Annotated in this window: 17 protein-coding genes and 1 tRNA gene; 6 read left to right on the forward strand and 12 right to left on the reverse strand. The window is 65.6% G+C overall.

Annotation, left to right across the window (positions count from 1 at the left end; all coding sequences use genetic code 11):
- Nucleotide 1: 1 nt before the first annotated feature.
- Nucleotides 2–1,150 carry a DUF7115 domain-containing protein gene (locus LAQ73_RS11745; RefSeq protein WP_224268469.1) on the reverse strand — a complete coding sequence of 383 codons (1,149 nt, stop codon included), beginning with the start codon at nucleotides 1,148–1,150 and terminating at the stop codon, nucleotides 2–4.
- A gap of 131 nt (nucleotides 1,151–1,281) precedes the next feature.
- Here LAQ73_RS11745 and LAQ73_RS11750 point away from each other — a divergent pair.
- Nucleotides 1,282–1,430, forward strand: a tRNA-Met gene (locus LAQ73_RS11750).
- 403 nt (nucleotides 1,431–1,833) lie between these two features.
- Here the strand turns inward: LAQ73_RS11750 and LAQ73_RS11755 are convergent.
- Nucleotides 1,834–2,571 carry a sporulation protein gene (locus LAQ73_RS11755; RefSeq protein ID WP_224268470.1) on the reverse strand — a complete coding sequence of 246 codons (738 nt, stop codon included), beginning with the start codon at nucleotides 2,569–2,571 and terminating at the stop codon, nucleotides 1,834–1,836.
- A gap of 360 nt (nucleotides 2,572–2,931) precedes the next feature.
- On the opposite strand from LAQ73_RS11755, the gene LAQ73_RS11760 reads away from it, so the two are divergent.
- On the forward strand, nucleotides 2,932–3,216 hold the full coding sequence (locus LAQ73_RS11760) for a hypothetical protein (RefSeq protein ID WP_224268471.1): 285 nt from the start codon (nucleotides 2,932–2,934) through the stop codon (nucleotides 3,214–3,216).
- 59 nt (nucleotides 3,217–3,275) lie between these two features.
- A complete protein-coding gene (locus tag LAQ73_RS11765; protein ID WP_224268472.1) occupies nucleotides 3,276–4,256 on the forward strand; it encodes a lamin tail domain-containing protein in 981 nt (326 codons plus the stop codon).
- A 57-nt stretch (nucleotides 4,257–4,313) separates the two neighbouring features.
- On the opposite strand, the gene LAQ73_RS11770 is transcribed toward LAQ73_RS11765, so the two are convergent.
- Entirely contained in the window at nucleotides 4,314–4,505 is a 192-nt protein-coding gene (locus LAQ73_RS11770; RefSeq protein ID WP_224268473.1) for a DUF8178 family membrane protein, read from the reverse strand.
- A gap of 153 nt (nucleotides 4,506–4,658) precedes the next feature.
- Here LAQ73_RS11770 and LAQ73_RS11775 point away from each other — a divergent pair, with 153 nt between their 5' ends.
- On the forward strand, nucleotides 4,659–5,381 hold the full coding sequence (locus LAQ73_RS11775; RefSeq protein WP_224268474.1) for a DUF4013 domain-containing protein: 723 nt from the start codon (nucleotides 4,659–4,661) through the stop codon (nucleotides 5,379–5,381).
- 29 nt (nucleotides 5,382–5,410) lie between these two features.
- On the opposite strand, the gene LAQ73_RS11780 is transcribed toward LAQ73_RS11775, so the two are convergent.
- The 3 genes from LAQ73_RS11780 to LAQ73_RS11790 form a co-directional block, all read right to left on the reverse strand.
- Complete coding sequence (locus tag LAQ73_RS11780; RefSeq protein WP_224268475.1) at nucleotides 5,411–5,983, reverse strand: DUF1684 domain-containing protein; 573 nt, start codon at nucleotides 5,981–5,983, stop codon at nucleotides 5,411–5,413.
- A 107-nt stretch (nucleotides 5,984–6,090) separates the two neighbouring features.
- Nucleotides 6,091–7,068, reverse strand: a complete 978-nt coding sequence (locus LAQ73_RS11785) for an aldo/keto reductase (RefSeq protein ID WP_224268476.1) — start codon at nucleotides 7,066–7,068, stop codon at nucleotides 6,091–6,093.
- A gap of 290 nt (nucleotides 7,069–7,358) precedes the next feature.
- Complete coding sequence (locus tag LAQ73_RS11790) at nucleotides 7,359–7,619, reverse strand: DUF8028 family protein (RefSeq protein WP_224268477.1); 261 nt, start codon at nucleotides 7,617–7,619, stop codon at nucleotides 7,359–7,361.
- A 476-nt stretch (nucleotides 7,620–8,095) separates the two neighbouring features.
- Between LAQ73_RS11790 and LAQ73_RS11795 the strand changes: the two genes are divergently transcribed.
- Nucleotides 8,096–9,061, forward strand: a complete 966-nt coding sequence (locus LAQ73_RS11795; protein ID WP_224268478.1) for an asparaginase — start codon at nucleotides 8,096–8,098, stop codon at nucleotides 9,059–9,061.
- Between the two features lie 116 nt (nucleotides 9,062–9,177).
- Nucleotides 9,178–9,456 carry a DUF8072 family protein gene (locus LAQ73_RS11800; RefSeq protein ID WP_224268479.1) on the forward strand — a complete coding sequence of 93 codons (279 nt, stop codon included), beginning with the start codon at nucleotides 9,178–9,180 and terminating at the stop codon, nucleotides 9,454–9,456.
- Between the two features lie 24 nt (nucleotides 9,457–9,480).
- Here LAQ73_RS11800 and LAQ73_RS11805 read toward each other — a convergent pair whose 3' ends face one another.
- From LAQ73_RS11805 to LAQ73_RS11830, 6 genes are all read right to left on the reverse strand, one after another.
- Nucleotides 9,481–10,401 (reverse strand): DMT family transporter, encoded by a 921-nt coding sequence (locus LAQ73_RS11805; protein WP_224268480.1) that lies wholly within the window; start codon nucleotides 10,399–10,401, stop codon nucleotides 9,481–9,483.
- A gap of 100 nt (nucleotides 10,402–10,501) precedes the next feature.
- A complete protein-coding gene (locus tag LAQ73_RS11810; protein WP_317988506.1) occupies nucleotides 10,502–11,899 on the reverse strand; it encodes an ABC transporter ATP-binding protein in 1,398 nt (465 codons plus the stop codon).
- Nucleotides 11,892–13,154, reverse strand: coding sequence for an ABC transporter ATP-binding protein (locus LAQ73_RS11815; RefSeq protein WP_224268481.1), 1,263 nt, complete (start codon nucleotides 13,152–13,154; stop codon nucleotides 11,892–11,894). The genes LAQ73_RS11810 and LAQ73_RS11815 overlap by 8 nt, the downstream gene beginning before the upstream one ends.
- Nucleotides 13,155–14,168, reverse strand: a complete 1,014-nt coding sequence (locus tag LAQ73_RS11820) for an ABC transporter permease (RefSeq protein ID WP_224268482.1) — start codon at nucleotides 14,166–14,168, stop codon at nucleotides 13,155–13,157.
- Nucleotides 14,168–15,154, reverse strand: a complete 987-nt coding sequence (locus tag LAQ73_RS11825; protein WP_224268483.1) for an ABC transporter permease — start codon at nucleotides 15,152–15,154, stop codon at nucleotides 14,168–14,170. Before LAQ73_RS11825 ends, LAQ73_RS11820 begins: the two co-directional genes overlap by 1 nt.
- 32 nt (nucleotides 15,155–15,186) lie before the next feature.
- The gene (locus LAQ73_RS11830) at nucleotides 15,187–16,836 is read right to left on the reverse strand and encodes an ABC transporter substrate-binding protein (protein ID WP_224268484.1); all 1,650 of its coding nucleotides are present in this window, start codon (nucleotides 16,834–16,836) and stop codon (nucleotides 15,187–15,189) included.
- Nucleotides 16,837–16,899 lie beyond the last annotated feature (63 nt).

Below are 16,899 nucleotides of genomic sequence, written 5' to 3' on the forward strand. Positions count from 1 at the left end.
GTTACCGACCGCGACTGAGTTCGTCGATGAGTCGCTCGATGAGTTCGGCCTGCCGCCGCAGCTCTTCGTTCTGTCGTTCGACGGTCGCCGTCAGCGTCGCCAGCTGCGTTCGTAGCTCCGCGACGTCGTCGCCCGCGCCGGACGACGTCGGCGCGTCCGACGGTTCCGGAACCGGCGTCGCCGGAGACGCCGGTGCCGACGTCTCGGCGGCGTCGGATGTGTCGTCGCTGGCGGATTCGAAGCCCGACCCCTCGAACGTCGTCGATTTCGACTCCGCTGACTCCACCTGCGCGCTCGACGCGGCCGACTTCGACTCCACCGCTGCTTCGGCGGCGACTCCGTTTGGCACGTCCCCGCTACCGTTGTTGAGGTCCACTGGGTCGTCCGGCCGCGTCGCGTTCTTCGGCTTCTCGGTCAACTCCGCGGGGTCGGCCTTCAGCGGCGTGGGGCCGTCGCCGAAGGAGACGTTCTTACGGTCCTGCGTCGGTTCGGCTTCGGACTCTCGGGCCTTCGCCTTCCGGAAGGCGTCGAGCGACGGGACCTCGTGATAGGTACAGAGCGCGTCGGTCAACGTCTCGCGGACCGCGCGCGCGTCGTCGTTCGGCGCTTTGAAGCGCTCCTGACGGCTGCCGTGCGTGAGGACGACGGAGGTGGCGACGCTGCCGTCCTCGAACGTGAGGTCGGTCACGTCGGCGTAGTGGTACTCCTCGTAGTCCTCGTCCCAGACGGGCGCGCCGATGTGTTTGACGACTCGGTCGCTCGTGACAACGAGCGTGAGATCACTGAACCGAAACGTCTGTTTCACCGTCTCACCGGGGTCGGTGATACCGGCGGCGCTGAGGATGCCGGCCAGAACGGGATGCAGCGACTCTTGGAGGCGTTTCGACGGAATCGAGAAGGACCGCTCGCCGTCGAGGCCGTAGTCGAGGGTCACCTTCGCTTTCCGCGAGGTGCGGCCGCCCTCGGAGACGGAGATGCGTTCGGCGTCGTGCGGATACTGTTCGACGGATTCGTCCGAGAGCAAGCCCTCGGAGCGGTAGATGAGCGTTCGGGTCGGCGTGACGAACAGTCCATCTTCGCCGCTGAGGCTCACCCGGGCAGCGACTGGTTCGTCGTCCAGTTCGGTCTGGACGAGTTCCGGCAGACTCATGGCAGGGGTGTCCCGGTCACACGTGATAAATTCAGGGGGTGCGGCGGCGAACGCGAATCTCGGTGTGAAACCGCCGCACGGTGGACTGATATGGGAAGCTTCAAGAGTCTCATCGGACAAGATGCGAGTGAGCCCGGGTGGCTTAGCTGGACATAGCGCCGCACTCATAGGGTTCTGAGATTCGGTGCGGTATCGCCTTGGAAGCCTCCGCCCCATGGGGCCTGCCGAGCCTCTGACCTGGGATATGCGGAGATCGTGGGTTCGGAGCCCACCCCGGGCATTTCTGCCCTTTCGACTTCAATCTCGAGCCGTCAGCTCCTCTCCGAAGACGAGTCCGTGACTCGCGGCGAGTGATTCGTTCCAAAAAAACGGCGTCGACGGCGTCGAAACCGCCTCCCCACTAGCACAAAACAGCCGGGCGCTGACACGGCCCCCGGACTCTGACACACCACGGCGACCGGTTCAGGGTCGCCATCGAGCGCCGCCCGGTAGCGTGAGACTACACGTCCGGACGGCGACTCTGATAGTTCATACCGACGTTACCCCCATAGTATTGAACTCCATACCGAACGGCCGAAAACGCCGAACCACCGGTTAAACGGGATTTGGAGGCCACTAAACTGGCATCAGGTGCAGAACCGGGTCCAGTGTCACTCTCGACCGGCGGTGAAGAACGGGTCGAGTTACGCCCGGTCTTCGATGGCGGAACGAATCTGTTCGAAGATCGCGTCGGGGTCGTCGCTCGTCACGGTGAACTGGGTGGTTCGCTCGTCCGTATCGGCGAGTTCGCTCAGCAGGCCGGCGCGACGGTCGACCTCCGCGTAGACGGTGAGGCCGTCGTCGCCGGGCAGGCAGACGAGTTCGACTTCGTCGAGCGAGTCGGCGAACGCTCCCTTCGACGGTCTGAACTCGAACTCCTGGACGAATCGCCGTCCCGTCGCGTACCGTCCGTAGGGGTCCGCCTCGCAGTCGGCGGCGCGAAGCGTGAACCCGAGTCGCTCCATCGCGTCGAAGACCGCGGCCATCTGCGGCGTCGGTAGCACTTCGAGGATGTCTCTGTCTCCGGGGTCGACCGCCCAATCGATGTCGAGCTCCGTCTCGATCCACACCTCGACGCCGCCGACGGTGACCGGCGTCTCGTAGGGGATATCGAGCGTCACCGGCCGAACCTCGTCCTGGTTCGGGGTGATGGTCAGATCCTCCGCGAGCGTCAGTCGGTCGATGGTCGTCGTCTCGTGTCCTTCCTCGGCTCGATAGCGGGTTTTCACCGCGAACACCATCCGACCGATCCGTTGTTCGCTCGCGCCGCCGTGGATGTGCACCTCCGCGTTCACCGAGTCGCCGGGCACCACCTCTGCGGAGGGGAGAACAGTATCGACGGTAGCGGAGCCGATTCCGATTCTCGCAAGAACGGTCCTCATACTGTGTAGGCGAACTCTCAGGGTGCGGTATGAACGTTTTCGTTGCTGAGTTCGGATACTGGTTCGTCGACGGGTTTCGTCGGTGGCAGAACCGTCGACGCGTCCGAGACAGACCGCGCACTCCGACCCGGCGGCAACGCCCGCGACTAGCTCCAGCGTTCTCCCGCGAGTGCGTGACAGTCACAGCTCGCCAGTCACAGTCTCATCCTGTCGCTGTGTCTGAGACCGTCCTCGCTGCCGCATTCGAGAACGTGCCGCTCGGAGTCGGGAAGACCTGACCCGTTGTCGCCGGCTAAGCGGTCCTCGGCGCTCGGAATTTCGGGCGAAGTTACAAGCCCTGGTACGGGCTATCTGTACTCGATGGGTCCGAACACCGCGACGGACGCCGAACGAACGCCCGCAGGTCGGCCGACGGCCGGACAGACCTGGTTCGACGTCATAGAGGACGTTATCGACACCGAAATCGACCGTCAGGAGACTATCGAGTGTCGGTTCGAGCAACTCGAGGTGGACGTCCCCCTGCGGATGGAGCCGGACGCCGAAATCGCCCGATGGCGACTCGACGGGACGGTCCGTATCCACGTCGACGGGACGCGCGGACCGCTGTCGGAGTGGCTTCGCTTCTGGTACAGTAGACTCTCGTGACGCCGCACCGACGCCGCACTGACGTGGGAGTGATATAGCCCCGCTTCGTTGTCCGAGCCGTGGACACGTTTCGCCGACCAGCGGTCGTCTTCGTCGTCGGTGCGCTGCTTTTCACTGCCGGTTGCGTCGGCGCGCCGCTGCCATCGCCGAGCGACGGTGCGCCTGCTGGTGACGTACCGGTGCCCGGCGAGGGACCGGGTCGATCCGCGACCGTCGTCGACGTCGTCGACGGCGACACGATACGAATCGCCTACCCCAACGGCACCCGCGACACCGCCCGCCTGCTCGGCGTCGACACGCCGGAGACGTACGGCGAGAGCGACCCCGCCGACTTCGAGGGCGTCTCCGACACCGCGGCGGGCCGCGCGTGTCTGGACGAACACGGCGAACGCGCCAGCGAGTACACGACGGAGACGCTGCTCGACCGCGAGGTGACGCTCCGGTTCGACGCGAACGAACCGCGTCGCGGCTACTACGACCGCCTGCTCGTCTACGTGGTGGTGGACGGAACCGACTTCAACTACGGTCTCGTCGCTGACGGCTACGCTCGCGTCTACGACAGCCGGTTCACCGCCCGCGAGCGGTACGACGACGCCGAGGCGGCCGCCCGAGCCGAGGGGAGCGGTCTGTGGGAGTGCGCGACAGACACCGGAGACTCGCCCGCCGGAACCGCCGACGACTCGGAGACGGCGAGGACCGACGGCGGTGACTCGTCGCTCGTCGTCGCCGAGGTGCACGCCGACGCGGCGGGCGACGACAGAGAGAACCTCGCCGACGAGTACGTCGTCTTCCGAAACGACGGCGACGAGACGCTCGACCTGTCGGGGTGGACCGCGACGGACGAGGCGGGCAAGCAGTATCGGTTTCCGGACGGGTTCACACTCGAACCCGACGCGACGGTGACGTTGCGGACCGGTGACGGCGAGGACACCGACGAGACGCTGTACTGGGGAGCGAACGGCCCGGTGTGGAACAACGACGGCGACGAGGTGGTCGTCCGAAACGACGAAGGGTCGGTCGTCGTCCGGCGGTCGTACTGAGCACGGACGGCTCTCGCGGGTGTTGCGGTCGATAGAAAGCGGGGTGGGGGTGCGGCCTCAGACGGCGCGGCCGGTCACGTCGGTGCCGACGAGGTAGGTTCCAGCGGTGAGCAGTGCGGCGGCGACGACCAGGACGATGCCGCCGACGACCCCGGCGAACGTCGACGAGGGGAGTGCGGTCGGCACGAAGCCGAGCGTTCCGACGACCATCATCCCGAGGCCGAGTGTTCCGTTGCGTGTTACGTCCATACGCTGGCTCTATCGCCGGCCACATAATGAATTTCGTTTTCGTTCCGCGAGCGCGGCGGGGCGTCGTGTCGGCAACCACGACGTTCCGACGTCTCTGTCGTGTGAACGACGGGAACGATTATGTCGTCACTCCACCACGCACGAGACAGAACGATGGGCATCGACATCGAGGCCGACCTCCGGTATCCGACGAACGGCGATGACTGGGTGATGGCGCAGCTTCTCGGCGGACTCGTCACCTTCGTCGGGTTGCTGTTGTTCTTTCCGCTGCTCTTCGTCCTGGGGTACTATCTCCGCGTCGCCCGGCGGACCATGGGGGGCGACGAGACGCCGCCGTCGTTCACCGAGTGGGGGACGCTGCTCGTCGAGGGGGCGAAAGCCGGCGTCGTCCTCTTGGCCTACCAACTCGTTCCGCTTCTGGCCTTCGGGCTCACGGCGGTTTTCGTGCTCATCCCGGTGTTGAGCAACGGCGACGTGGCGCTGGGCGTGAGCGTACTCGGCGTCGTCGCCGGACTGCTCGTCTCGACGCTCCTGACGCTCGCGTTCGGCTACGTCGGTCTCATTGCCACCCTCACCGTCGCCCGCGAGGGGACGGTCCGCTCGGGGTTCGACGTCGACCGAATCAGACGCGTGGCGTTCGACCGCGAGTACGTGGTCCAGTGGCTCTACGCGTTCGTCCTCTCGGTGGGCGTCAACGCCCTCGTCGGCGTCGTCGCCGCGATCCCGATTCTCACGGTGCTGGTGGTGCCGCTAACCCCGCTCGTCGGCTTCTACGTCGGCACCGTTACCGCCCGGATATACGGACGCGGGTACGCGTCGGCGCTCGGCGACGGCCCTCGCTCTGCCGTCGTCTCACGGGACGAGACGACGCTGTAGTTGACTTCGCCGGGGTCACTCCTCGGTCGTTACTCCTCGAACCGCTCGCCCGCCGGAATCACCACGTCCAGCCAGTTCTCCTCGGGCGGTAGCGGACAGGCGAACGTCTCGCTGTAGGCGCAAAACGGGCTGTACGCGAGGTTGAAATCGAGTACGACTTCGTCGCCGTCTTCGAGCTCTCGACTGGGTTCGAACTCCATGTATCGGCCGCCGCGGTACGTCTGCTGGCCGGTCGTCTTGTCGCGGAACGGGACGAAAAGCGAGGTCGATTCGTCGGACTCCTGGCGGTAGCCCGCGAGCGTCTGCGTCTCGCCGCTGGCCTCGAACTCGAACGTCACCACGCGGAGGTAGCGGACGTTCGGACCGTTCGTCGTCTCCATCTCGACGGGGTCGGGTTCGTCGTACGTCGTCACCGTCGCTTCGACGCGGTACTCTGGGTCCGGGTCGAAGTAGTCGAGGGCGTCGAACGCCTCGCGTTCCTCCGGCGGAATCGGTGACTGCGGGTGGTCAGCGAAGAACTCGTCTTTCTGTTCGCGCTGCCGTTCGACCTCCGCTCGCCACTCGTCGACGTCGAGTCGGGGTCCGCGCTCACTGTCGCTCATGGAACTCCGTTGCCCGCGCCGATACAAGTCGATTGGGACCGAGGCGAGTACCGTGGCGGCGGCCCGCGCCGCATGCCCGCTCTCTCGATTCCCTCGCCTGAGTTTCGCTACTTCCCCGACTTCGCGTCCGCGAGACGCTGGAACTGCGCGTCGGTGAGCGTGATGTCGCTCGCGACGAGGTTCTCCTCCAACTGCGCTGTGGTCCGCGCGCCGACGATGGGCGCGGTCACCTGCTCGTGGTGCAGCAACCACGCGAGACTCACCTGCGCGGGCGTCGCGCCGACCGCCTCGGCGACGGCTTCGACGGCTTCGAGCGCGTCGAAGTTCTCCGGCGTCAGGTAGGAGTCGGCGAACTGCTGGTCGGTGGCCGCCCGCGACTCGGCGGGCGGGGCCTCGTTTCGGCTGTACTTGCCCGTGAGGAAGCCGCCGGCCAGCGGCGACCACGGGACGACGCCGACGTCGTAGTGGTCACACATCTCCAGGTAGTTCCCCTCGATCTCGCGGTTCGCCACGTTGTACCGCGGTTGCGACAGCGAGAACGGCTCGTAGCCGCGCTTGTCCGCCAGTTCGTTCGCCATCGCCACCTTCCAGGCGTTCGGTTCGAGCGTCGACGCGCCGAGGTAGTTCACCTTCCCGTCGCGGACGAACTCGTCGAGCGTCCGCATGAACTCCCGGGCGGGCGTGTCGTCGTCCCAGCGGTGGACGTAGAGCACGTCGACGTAGTCGGTCCCCAGTCGGTCGAGAATCTCGTCGACGTTGTTTCGGAGGTGTTTGCGGTTGAGGCCTCGACCGTTCGGGTGGTCGCTCGTCGGCCAGTAGATCTTCGAGGCGACGACGAACTCCTCGCGGTCGCGGTCGGCCAACCAATCACCGATGTACTCCTCGCTCCGCCCTTCGCCGTACATGTCGGCGGTGTCGATGAAAGTGCCGCCGGCGTCGGCGTACGCGTCGAGCAACTCGTGGGCCCGCTCGCGCCCGACTTCCAGGTCTCCGTCGTCGTTTCTCCGCCCGAATCGCCACGTGCCGAACGCGAGCTCGCTCACCTTCGTGCCGGTGCGACCGAGCGGAACCGTGTCGAGAGACATGCGAAAACGTGGGGCGAGCGGGCGCTAAAGTACCCCGATTCGCGTACCGTCGGGCGACGAGTTAGAACGGCGGAGACGACGAGAACCGGTTGGGCGACGAGAACTAATTGGACAATGAGAGCTACTTGGACGACGAGAACCAATTGCGAGTCGGCGCGGGCCCGTGACCGAAGCCGCGGGTACTGCGAGAAAAGAGGCCGAGAACCGCAGAGAGGAGTATTGCGTCTGGAGGGCCGTAGGTCCCAAGAGGCGCGGGGAGGCGCCGGGAGGCCGTGGCCGTGGTGGGAGGGCTACTGCTTGTGACCGTGTCCGACGACGAGCGCGACGATGTTGGCGACGAAGAGCACCGGAAGCAGCTCCATCCCGACGCCGAAGAAGTCCCCTCGGGCGATGAGCGGGATGTAGAAGAACGGCAGCGCGATCGCGGCCCAGAAGGCGGTGAACTGCACCGGACGCGTGAGGATGCGGCCGCCGAGACTGTCCGAGAACTCGTCGACGAGGCTGTTCGATTGGCGGGGGCGTTCGTTCTTGAGTGGGGAGGAGTTGGACATGGGACCTCTCACCTTTTCGTATAACTTACGGGGTCATATAGGGGGGAGAGTGTTGAGCCGAGTTCGGTCAGTTTTAGCATTGACTAGTTTCCTAATTGACTCTTCACGACGGCCTGAGAGAAGAGATAAAAGTTTATCGAGCTCTCTCATCCTTCTTCTCCAATCCGAAAAGAGTGTCTCACAGAGTGGAGGTTCCCCTCCGTTTGAACGAACTGGAGCGCGTAACCTGTTCGATCTGACCTATCAACAACCGTGACGGCTCTCGTGCGCGACGATGGTTGGGCGTGGCAGCGACGGTGAGCCTACGCTGGAGCTGCGTCGAGATCGCACCAACACCGCACCAAGACGACAAGAAAACCGCACCAACACCGCACCAGAACCACGCCGAGACTACGCCGAGACTGCGCCAGAAGCCGGTGAAGCAGAAAAACCACCGCCGGCAAAACAGTCAACCTGCGGGCGCGTGAGAGTCAAGTATGCCAGACGTGCGCGTGCTGAGTTGCGGCGGGACGATCGCCAGTGAACCGAGCGAGACGGGGGCCGCCCCGGCGAAACGGGGCGCGGAACTGGTCGAGGCGGTGCCGGAACTCGACGAGTACGCGACGGTCACCGCCGAGGAAATCGCCTCCTATCCGGGGTTCGACATGCAGTTCGACGCCATCGCCGCCGTCGCCGAGGCGGTGGAAGCGTCCGAAGCCGACGGCTTCGTCGTCACCCACGGCACCGACACGCTCGCGGACACGGCGTACGCGCTCTCGATTCTCCTCGACGCCGACGTTCCGGTCGTCGTCACGGGGTCGCAGCGCCGCTTCGACGAGGTCGGAACCGACGCGCCGGCGAATCTCCTCACGGCCGTCAGGGCGGCCGCCTCGCCCCGCTTTTCGGGCGTGTTCGTCGCGTTCGACGACGAACTCCACGCCGCCCGCGACGTGGAGAAGACGCACACGAACGCGCTGTCGACGTTCAAATCGCCCGGCAAGGGTCCCGTTGCGACGTTCACTCGGTCGGAGACGTACGTGCACCGCACCGCCGAGAGCACGGCCTCGGGAGCAGCCTCGCTTCCGGCCGCCGCCGCCAGCGACATCTCGACCACCGTTCCGGTCGTCCACTCGGGTATCGGTGTCTCCGGCGACGAACTCAGCAGAGCGGTCGATGCCGGGGCCGACGGCGTCGTCGTCGAGGGGACCGGTCTCGGTAACGTCTCCTGTAGCCTCGGCGACGCCGTCGCGCGCGCAGTCGAGTCGGTTCCCGTCGTCGTCAGTTCGCGCTGTCACGTCGGCCCGACCGATCAGGTATACGGCACCCGCGGCGGCGGCGTCACGCTCCGCGAACACGGCGCGCTGTTCTCGGGCGACCTCCCGACGTCGAAGGCCCGAATCCTACTTCTCTTGGCGCTCTCTGCGGGCATCGAGGGCGACGAACTCGCGGCGCTGTTCGACTGAGGTTTCGACTCACGTATCGGCCGCCGAACGTGTGGACGGAGGCCGCTCCGCCGACGTTCGCTCTCCGCGCTCGTCCGACCGATTCTTTACCCCGTGACGCCGACCGTTCGGGCGAGATGGCCGACCTCAACCCCATCGCAAAGCGTATCCACAACGTCTCGCCGAAGCCGGTCCGACTGACGCTCTCGGACGGGTCGAGCGCCGTCTACCAGTTCTCGGGGACGCAGTTCTTCCAGCGGGAGTTTCAGGGCGAGGGCACGCGCGAGAACGACGACGCGGAGTACCGCCTCATCACGAGCGAGGACAACGAGTCGGTGCTACTCGGTCGGAAAGGGCCGGACGACGACGGCTGGTCGATGGTCGGCGAAGTGACCGAAGCCGAGCGAGCGGAGTAACACCGACCCGCGAACGAGCGACGATTACGACATCTCGACCGGACGGCCGACCAACTGCTCGCGTATCGCGTCGCGTTTCAGCAGGACGAATCCGCCGAAGATGAGCAGAAAGCCGAGCGCTGTCTCCGTGCTCAACGGTTCCTGCAGGACGAGGAACCCCGAGATCGCGGCAAAGATGGGCGCGACGTAGGAAACGAGATTGATCTCGATGGCACCCAGCCGGTCCAGGAGATCGAAGTAGACGAGGAAGCCGAGTGCGCTCGCCGCCAGCGACAGGTACAGAAGCGCCGCGATGCCCCGCGTCGTCCAGGTGATTTCGGTGAACGTCTCACCCATCCCCAGCGAAACGACGTGCATCAGCACCGCGCCGCCGAGCATCGCCCACGCCTCCATCGTCTCGATGGGGAGGCCGTCGTCGATGCGCTGCGTGAGGACGCTCCCGAGCGCGAACGCCGTCGCCGCGCCGAAGACGAGCAGTTTCGACAGCGTCGCCCCCGTCAACAGCGCGTCCGGGTCGGGATTCGAGAGCACGACGACGCCGACGAGGCCGAGTAGGAGGCCGACGACGCCGACGGCGGTCAGTCGGTCGCTCGGAAGGAACATCCGCGCGAACACCGTCGTGAGGACGGGGCTGAGGCTGACAATGACCGACGCGGCGGCGCTCGTCACGGGGCCGTTCTCGCCGATGAACAGCAGTATGTGGTAGAGCGCGATGAGAAACACCGCGCCGATTGCGACGACGATCCACTGCTGGCGGGTTCGCGGAATCGGGTCGTCGACGACGTAGGCCGCGTACGCCAGCATCACCACGCCCGCGATATCGTAGCGAAGCGCGGCGAAGAGAACGGGTGGAAACGCGTCCAGACCCGCCTTGATGGCCATGAACGCCGACCCCCAGACGGCGGCCAAGAGGAGAAACAGCAGTGCGTTCCGAGTTTGAGTCACGTCGAAACTGGTCGGCCGGGCAGTGTGTAGTTTTCGTTTGCGGCGCAGGGGACCGGTTGTGAGGCCGACTGCGTGACCAGTCGGTGACTCACCGGTAGACTCAGTCCGCCTCCGCGCCCGTCTCCTCGTCGCCGACGACGCCGGTCTCCGGGTGCGCACGCACCGGGTCGCGGTCGACGGGCGCGTCCGCAGGTTGGTCGTAGAGGTGGCACGCCGACGGGTGCGCACGCTCTTGGAGCACCGGCCGGGTCGTCTCGCAGACGCTCTCGAACCGCTCGCGGAGGATGGCGATGGCCTCCTCGGTGTCGTCGGTCGACAACGCCTCCAGCGCCTGCTCGACGGTGGCTTCGTCCTCGCCGGTCAGCTCGTGCGTGAAGAACTCCTCGCGGAGGTGCTGTTTGAACTTCGGTTTGTCCGACTCGTCGTCGACCTGACTCCAGACCGCCTCCGCTTCGAACTCACCGCGTTCGAGGCGGTCTCTGAGGTCCATCACCTCTCGGTACGCCTCCTGGTCGAGCGACACGTCCGCCGGGGGGATGACCTGCGGACAGCGCGTGCGGAACCGACAGCCGCTCGGCGGGTTCCGCGGACTCGGCACGTCGCCGGCCAGCGGTTCGACGTGACGGCCGCTCTCGGCCACCGCCGCCCGGGGGACGCTCTCCAGAAGCGCCCGCGTGTACGGGTGCTGGGGGTCGTCGAACAGGTCGTCGGTCGGGCCGAGTTCGACGATGTTGCCGAGGTACATCACGGCCACCCGGTCGCAGATGTGGCGAACCACCGAGAGGTCGTGGGCGATGAACAGATAGGTGAGGCCGAACTCCTCCTGGAGGTCGTCCAGCAGGTTCAGCACCTGCGCCTGCACGCTCACGTCGAGCGCGGAGACGGGTTCGTCGAGCACGATGAACTCCGGTTCGAGCGCGAGCGCGCGGGCGATGCCGACGCGCTGGCGCTGGCCGCCGGAGAACTCGTGGGGGTAGCGCTCGACGTGGTTCGCCGAGAGACCGACCCGTTCGAGCAGTTCGGCGGCCCGGTCGATGCGCCACTCGCGCTTCGAGCGCCCGTCGTCGGGCGACTCCTCGGGCAGTCCGTGGATGCGGTACGGCTCGGAGATGATCTCTCCGATGGTCATCCGCGGGTCGAGACTGGAGAAGGGGTCCTGGAAGACGATCTGGGCGCGACGGCGGAACTCGGTCAGCTCGTCGCCGCCCATCTCGTAGACGTCCTCGCCGCCGAACTCGACGCGGCCGTCGGTCGCCTCTCGCAGACGAAGCAGCGTTTCGCCGGTCGTCGACTTGCCGCACCCGGACTCGCCGACGAGTCCGAGCGTCTCGCCCCGGTGGACGTCGAAACTGATGCCGTCGACGGCTTTGACGCTCTCGGACTCGCGGCCCAACAACGTCTCGAACAGCGAACTCCCTTCGCCGTAGTACTTCTTCAGTTCGGTGACGCGAAGGAGCGGATCGCGGCCAGCCGTCGCGGACTGGTGGCCGTCAGTCATCGCTCACCACCTCCTGCTCGGCGGCGTCCGCAGGCGTCTCCGGCTCCGTCGCCTCGTCTTCGTCGCCGAAGTAATCGTCGCCGAGCGCCTCCGCGGGGTCGAACTCGCGGGTGGCGAGCACGCAGCGGGCGGTGTGGACCGCCCCCGCGTTCGCGCCGTCGCCGACCACCTCGCCGCTGTCGGTGTCGTACTCGGGGATGGGGTTGAGACACGTCTCCATCGCCTTCGGGCAGCGGTCCGCGAAGTAACAGCGGTCGCCCATCTCCGAGTCGAGCAGACTCGGTACGTTGCCTTCGATGGGCGAGAGCCGCGGCGAGGGGTCTTCGAGGTCCGGAATCGACCCCAACAGGCCCTCGGTGTACGGATGCACGGGATGCTCGAAGATATCTTCGAGCGTGCCGCGTTCGACGACCTGCCCGGCGTACATGACGCCGACGCGGTCGCACATGCGCGCGATGACGCCGAGGTCGTGCGTGATCATGATGATGCTCATGTCCTGTTCCTGCTGTAGGTCCCGAAGCAGATTCAGAATCTGCGCCTGAATCGTCACGTCGAGCGCCGTCGTCGGTTCGTCGGCGACGAGGACGTCCGGTTCGCCGGCGAGCGCCTGCGCGATCATCGCCCGCTGGAGCATCCCGCCGGAGAACTGGTGGGGGTACTCGTCGGCGCGCGCCTCCGGGTCGGGGATGCCGACCTGTTCGAGTAGTTCTATCGCGTGCGCTTTGCTCTCGTCGCTCGTGTACTCGCGGCCGGGAACGATGCTGTCGACGAAGTACTGCGCGAGGCCGTACCCCTGGGTCCGCGAGCGAGTTCTTCGCGGGTTCGCGCGGGCGCGACGCTGGACCTCGACCGCTTCCGCGATCTGTTCGCCCACCGTGATGGACGGGTTGAGACTGCTCATCGGGTCCTGAAACACCATGCTGAACGAAGGGCCCCGGAGCGACCGACGGACGCCTTTGGGCAGTCGCCGTAAGTCGACGAACGCGCCGTCGACGGCGTCGGGGTTCTTCTCGCGGAACTCGTCGGCGAGCGCCTCGTTTCGGTACCACACCTCGCCGGCGGTCACCTTTCCGGGCGACTCGATGAGGTCGATGACCGACAGTGCGGTGACGGATTTCCCGCTTCCCGATTCGCCGACGATGCCGAATATCTCGCCGTCGCGGACGTCGAAACTGACGCCCTCGACGGCGTTGATCTGTCCCTCTTCGGTGAAGAACCGTGTCTTCAGATCTCTGACTTTGAGTATCTCGTCCATCTAAACGCCTCCTTCCCCTTCGATGCCGGGGTCGAGCGCGTCGCGCAGCCAGTCGCCGACGAGGTTGACCCCGATGACGGCGAAGACGATGGCGACGCCGGGAATCGACGCGATCCACCACGCCGACGCCAGGTAGTCACGACCCTGTGCGATGTCGAGTCCCCACGAGAGGTTCGCCCCCGAGAAGCCGAGGTACGACAGCGAACTCTCGAGGAGGATGATGGCGGCGACCTGAATCGTCGCCAACACCAAGATGGGGGTGATGCTGTTCGGGAGGATGTGTCGCGCCACGATAGACCCGTCGCTCGCGCCGAGCGCACGGGCGGCTTTCACGTACTCCTCGTTGCGGAGGCTGAGCGCCTCGCCGCGGGCGATGCGGGCGAACCACACCCAGTTCACCAGCGCCACGACGAGCACGACGGTGCCCGGTAACACGATGTTCGGCGGCATCTCGGGCGCGAGTCCGAGCGCGACGAACGGGTCGGGTATCCGTATCGTCACCCCGCCGAACAGGCCGATGAGCGTGATAGCCAGGACGAGCGACGGGAACGCTAACATGATGTCGGACATCCGCATCAGGCCGTCGTCGACGCGGCCGCCGTAGTAACCGGCGGTGAGGCCGACGGTGACGCCGATGATGACCGCCAACAGCGTCCCGAAGATGCCGACCAAAAGCGAGGTGCGCGCGCCGTAGATGGTCCGCGAGAGCATGTCGCGACCGAGTGCGTCGGTGCCGAGCGGGTGCGCGAACGTCGCGTTGACCGTCACTTCCTCCTCGACGACTTCGATGCTGCCGTTGACCATCTCCGAGCGCGTCTCGTTTTCGGTCGTACTGAACCCGAGCGGCGGCACTTGCGAGTTCGCCAAATCCTGTTGGTACGGGTCGTACGGCGCGAGAAACGGCGCGAACATCGCCACGAAGATGATGGCCAGAACCAGTACGATGCCGATTTTGGCGAGTGCGCTGCCTCTGAGTTCGCGGCGAAGATTCCGCCAGGTGCGCGGGGAGACCATCAGTCGTACACCACCTGCGGGTTGACGTACGCGTACAGCGCGTCGACGACGGTGTTCACGAAGACGAAACTCGACCCGATGACGATGAGACAGCCCTGGATGAGCGGCCAGTCACGGGTGTTGATGCTGTTGATGACGAGCGTTCCCAGTCCGGGCCACGCGAACACCGCCTCGGTGATGACCGCGCCGCCGATGAGCGTCCCCAACTGGAGGCCGAGGACGGTGATGACCGGAATGAGCGTGTTCCGGAGCGCGTGCTTGTAGCGTACGAGGGTCTCCGGAAGCCCCTTCGAGCGGGCGGCGTCGACGTAGCCCTTGCCGAGTTCGTCGAGCATCCCGCTGCGCGTCAGGCGCGTCACGAGCGCCGTGAAGTACGTCCCGAGCGTGATGGCCGGAAGCGTGATGTGCTGCAGCCAGAGGATGATTCCGGCCGGGTTGCCCGCGACCAGATATCCCATCGCCGGGGTGAATCCGATGGGACGGCGACTCGTCGGCAGGAAGTTCAGCTGCACCGCGAACACGAGCACGAGCATGATTCCGAGCCAGAAGTTCGGCGTGCTGATACCCGCCAGCGAGAACGTCGTCGCGGCGTAGTCCGCCGGTTCGTGCCGCCGGGTCGCGCTGATGACACCGAGCGGTATCGAGATGAGAATCGCGACGACGGTGGCGGCGACGGCGAGCTCGACGGTGGCCGGAACGCGCGCGAAGATGCGTGTAGCCGCCTCCGTTCCGGAGATGTACGAGTAGCCCATGTCGCCGGTGAGCAATCCCGCGAGATAGTCGAGGTACTGGACGTACAGCGGTTGATTCAGTCCCAGTTCTTCGGCGATACGCTGTCGGAGTGCGGGACTGGCGTCTAACGGGGCGATGAACGTGATTGGATCGCCCGGCGTAGAGAACCGCAGGAGAAACACCACCGTCACCACACCCCAGACGACGAAGATTCCCTGTAGGCTCCGCTTGATTATGAATCGTGCAAATGACATGATTGAGTTGAAAGAGAGTCCGGAGCCGTCCGTTACGGCTGCGAGATTTCGTACGCTTTAATGGACTCGTCGCGGCGTGGTTGCCAGTCGATACGCGAACTCGCACCGTAAACGCTGTACTGCCGGTTGAGGAAGATCCACGGCGCTTCGTCGTGGGCGAGTTGGTTCGCTTCCTGAAGCAGCTGTTCGCGCTGCTCAGCGTCGGCCGTCCCCCCCGCCTCGTTCATCAGATTGTCGAACTCCTCGTTGCTCCAACTCGACAGCGCGCCGCCCGTCGACAGCAGCGGAATGAGCGTCTGGCTCGCGTCGAACGCCATGTTGCCCCAGCCGATGAGGTACCAGTGGGGCATATCCTCGATGTTGCCCGTGGTCAGTTGTCCGGCGAGCTCACCGAAGTCGCGCTGGTTCACGCTCGCATCGACGTTCGAGAGTTCGTTGATGTAGCCGACGACCGCCTGTGCGATTTCGAGGTCTTTGAGGTAGCGACCCACCGGCGTGTGCAGTTCGATGGTCGCACCGGCGAAGCCGCTCTCTTCGACCAGCTGTTCGGCCTGTTCGACGTCGTACGGGTACGGGTCGATGTCGGGATTGTAGCCGACGAACCCTTCGAGCGTCGGTTGGCCCGTCGGGTCCGAGAAGTCCGCCAGCACCTCCGAGACGATGGTCTCGAGGTCGATAGCGTAGTTCATCGCCTGACGGAACTGCAGGCTCGAGAACGGCTCGACGTCGTAGCGCATCCCGTTGTAGATGACGCGCGTACTCGGAACCGCTTCGACGCTCGTGTTGTCGTTGCTGTTGATGCGACTGACTTCCTGAGGCGGGACGTTCTCGACGATGTCCGTCTCGCCGCTGACGAGTTGGTTGACCCGGGTGCTCGACTCCGCCGCCGCGTTGATGGTGAGCGTGTCGACTTCCGCCGGTTCGCGCCAGTACTCTTCGTACTTCGTGTACTCGATGCGCTCGTCTTGGACGTAGTTCGACAGCTGGAACGGACCGGTACCGTTCGCGTCGCTGTTGATCTCGTTCGAACCTCTCGACTCGACCCACGACTTCTGCATGATGTCGCCGTAGCTGGCGAGCAGACCGATGGCCATCGGGTTGACGCCGTCGGAGATGACGTCGACCGCCCGTTCTCCGTCGACGGGCCGCGCTTCGGTGATGCCCGCCAACTGGTCGCTCTGCGGACTGGCCAGGTCCCCCACGTCCTCGTTGACGATGCGGTTGATGCTGAACGCGACGTCCTCGGGGGTGAGTTCGTCGCCGCTGTGGAACGTCACGCCCTCACGGAGCGTGAGGCGGACGCGGTTCGGCTCCGCCTGATCGTAGTTCTCCGCGAGGCCCTCGGTGACTTGGCCATCCGGGTTCCGGTTGAGCGTCCCCTCGTAAATCTGCATGAGGATGATGTCGGTGTTCGTCTCCCGGTGGTCGTGGGGGTCTAACCCCGCGTCCATCTGTCCCTGCGTGATGGTGACGGCGAACTCGCCGTCGCCCTGGTTCCCCTGGTCGCCGCCGGAGCCCGTGTCGTCGCCGGACTGGTTTCCGCCACCGTCCCCCGTCGGGGTCTCGGTGTCCAGTTCGTCGGAGTTGCCCGAACATCCGGCCACCGCGGCCGTCGCTGCAGCCCCGCCCGCTAGCTGGAGGTATCGGCGTCTGCTAACACGTGACTGCCTGTCTTCAGTCATGGAACCACATGGGAGTTACCCCAATATATATGCTATGGTATCTCCAATCGCAGTACGCCGTTG

This window comes from Haloprofundus salinisoli (assembly GCF_020097815.1).
Classification (GTDB): domain Archaea; phylum Halobacteriota; class Halobacteria; order Halobacteriales; family Haloferacaceae; genus Haloprofundus; species Haloprofundus salinisoli.

Coding starts and splice junctions, on each gene's coding strand:
- LAQ73_RS11785 (WP_224268476.1), bottom strand. CDS start 7,068: ATGTCTCTCGACACGGTTCCGCTCGGTCGCACCGGCACGAAGGTGAGC.
- LAQ73_RS11800 (WP_224268479.1), top strand. CDS start 9,178: ATGGCCGACCTCAACCCCATCGCAAAGCGTATCCACAACGTCTCGCCG.
- LAQ73_RS11815 (WP_224268481.1), bottom strand. CDS start 13,154: ATGGACGAGATACTCAAAGTCAGAGATCTGAAGACACGGTTCTTCACC.
- LAQ73_RS11825 (WP_224268483.1), bottom strand. CDS start 15,154: ATGTCATTTGCACGATTCATAATCAAGCGGAGCCTACAGGGAATCTTC.
- LAQ73_RS11810 (WP_317988506.1), bottom strand. CDS start 11,899: ATGACTGACGGCCACCAGTCCGCGACGGCTGGCCGCGATCCGCTCCTT.
- LAQ73_RS11790 (WP_224268477.1), bottom strand. CDS start 7,619: ATGTCCAACTCCTCCCCACTCAAGAACGAACGCCCCCGCCAATCGAAC.
- LAQ73_RS11795 (WP_224268478.1), top strand. CDS start 8,096: ATGCCAGACGTGCGCGTGCTGAGTTGCGGCGGGACGATCGCCAGTGAA.
- LAQ73_RS11760 (WP_224268471.1), top strand. CDS start 2,932: ATGGGTCCGAACACCGCGACGGACGCCGAACGAACGCCCGCAGGTCGG.
- LAQ73_RS11745 (WP_224268469.1), bottom strand. CDS start 1,150: ATGAGTCTGCCGGAACTCGTCCAGACCGAACTGGACGACGAACCAGTC.
- LAQ73_RS11820 (WP_224268482.1), bottom strand. CDS start 14,168: ATGGTCTCCCCGCGCACCTGGCGGAATCTTCGCCGCGAACTCAGAGGC.
- LAQ73_RS11775 (WP_224268474.1), top strand. CDS start 4,659: ATGGGCATCGACATCGAGGCCGACCTCCGGTATCCGACGAACGGCGAT.
- LAQ73_RS11755 (WP_224268470.1), bottom strand. CDS start 2,571: ATGAGGACCGTTCTTGCGAGAATCGGAATCGGCTCCGCTACCGTCGAT.
- LAQ73_RS11780 (WP_224268475.1), bottom strand. CDS start 5,983: ATGAGCGACAGTGAGCGCGGACCCCGACTCGACGTCGACGAGTGGCGA.
- LAQ73_RS11770 (WP_224268473.1), bottom strand. CDS start 4,505: ATGGACGTAACACGCAACGGAACACTCGGCCTCGGGATGATGGTCGTC.
- LAQ73_RS11830 (WP_224268484.1), bottom strand. CDS start 16,836: ATGACTGAAGACAGGCAGTCACGTGTTAGCAGACGCCGATACCTCCAG.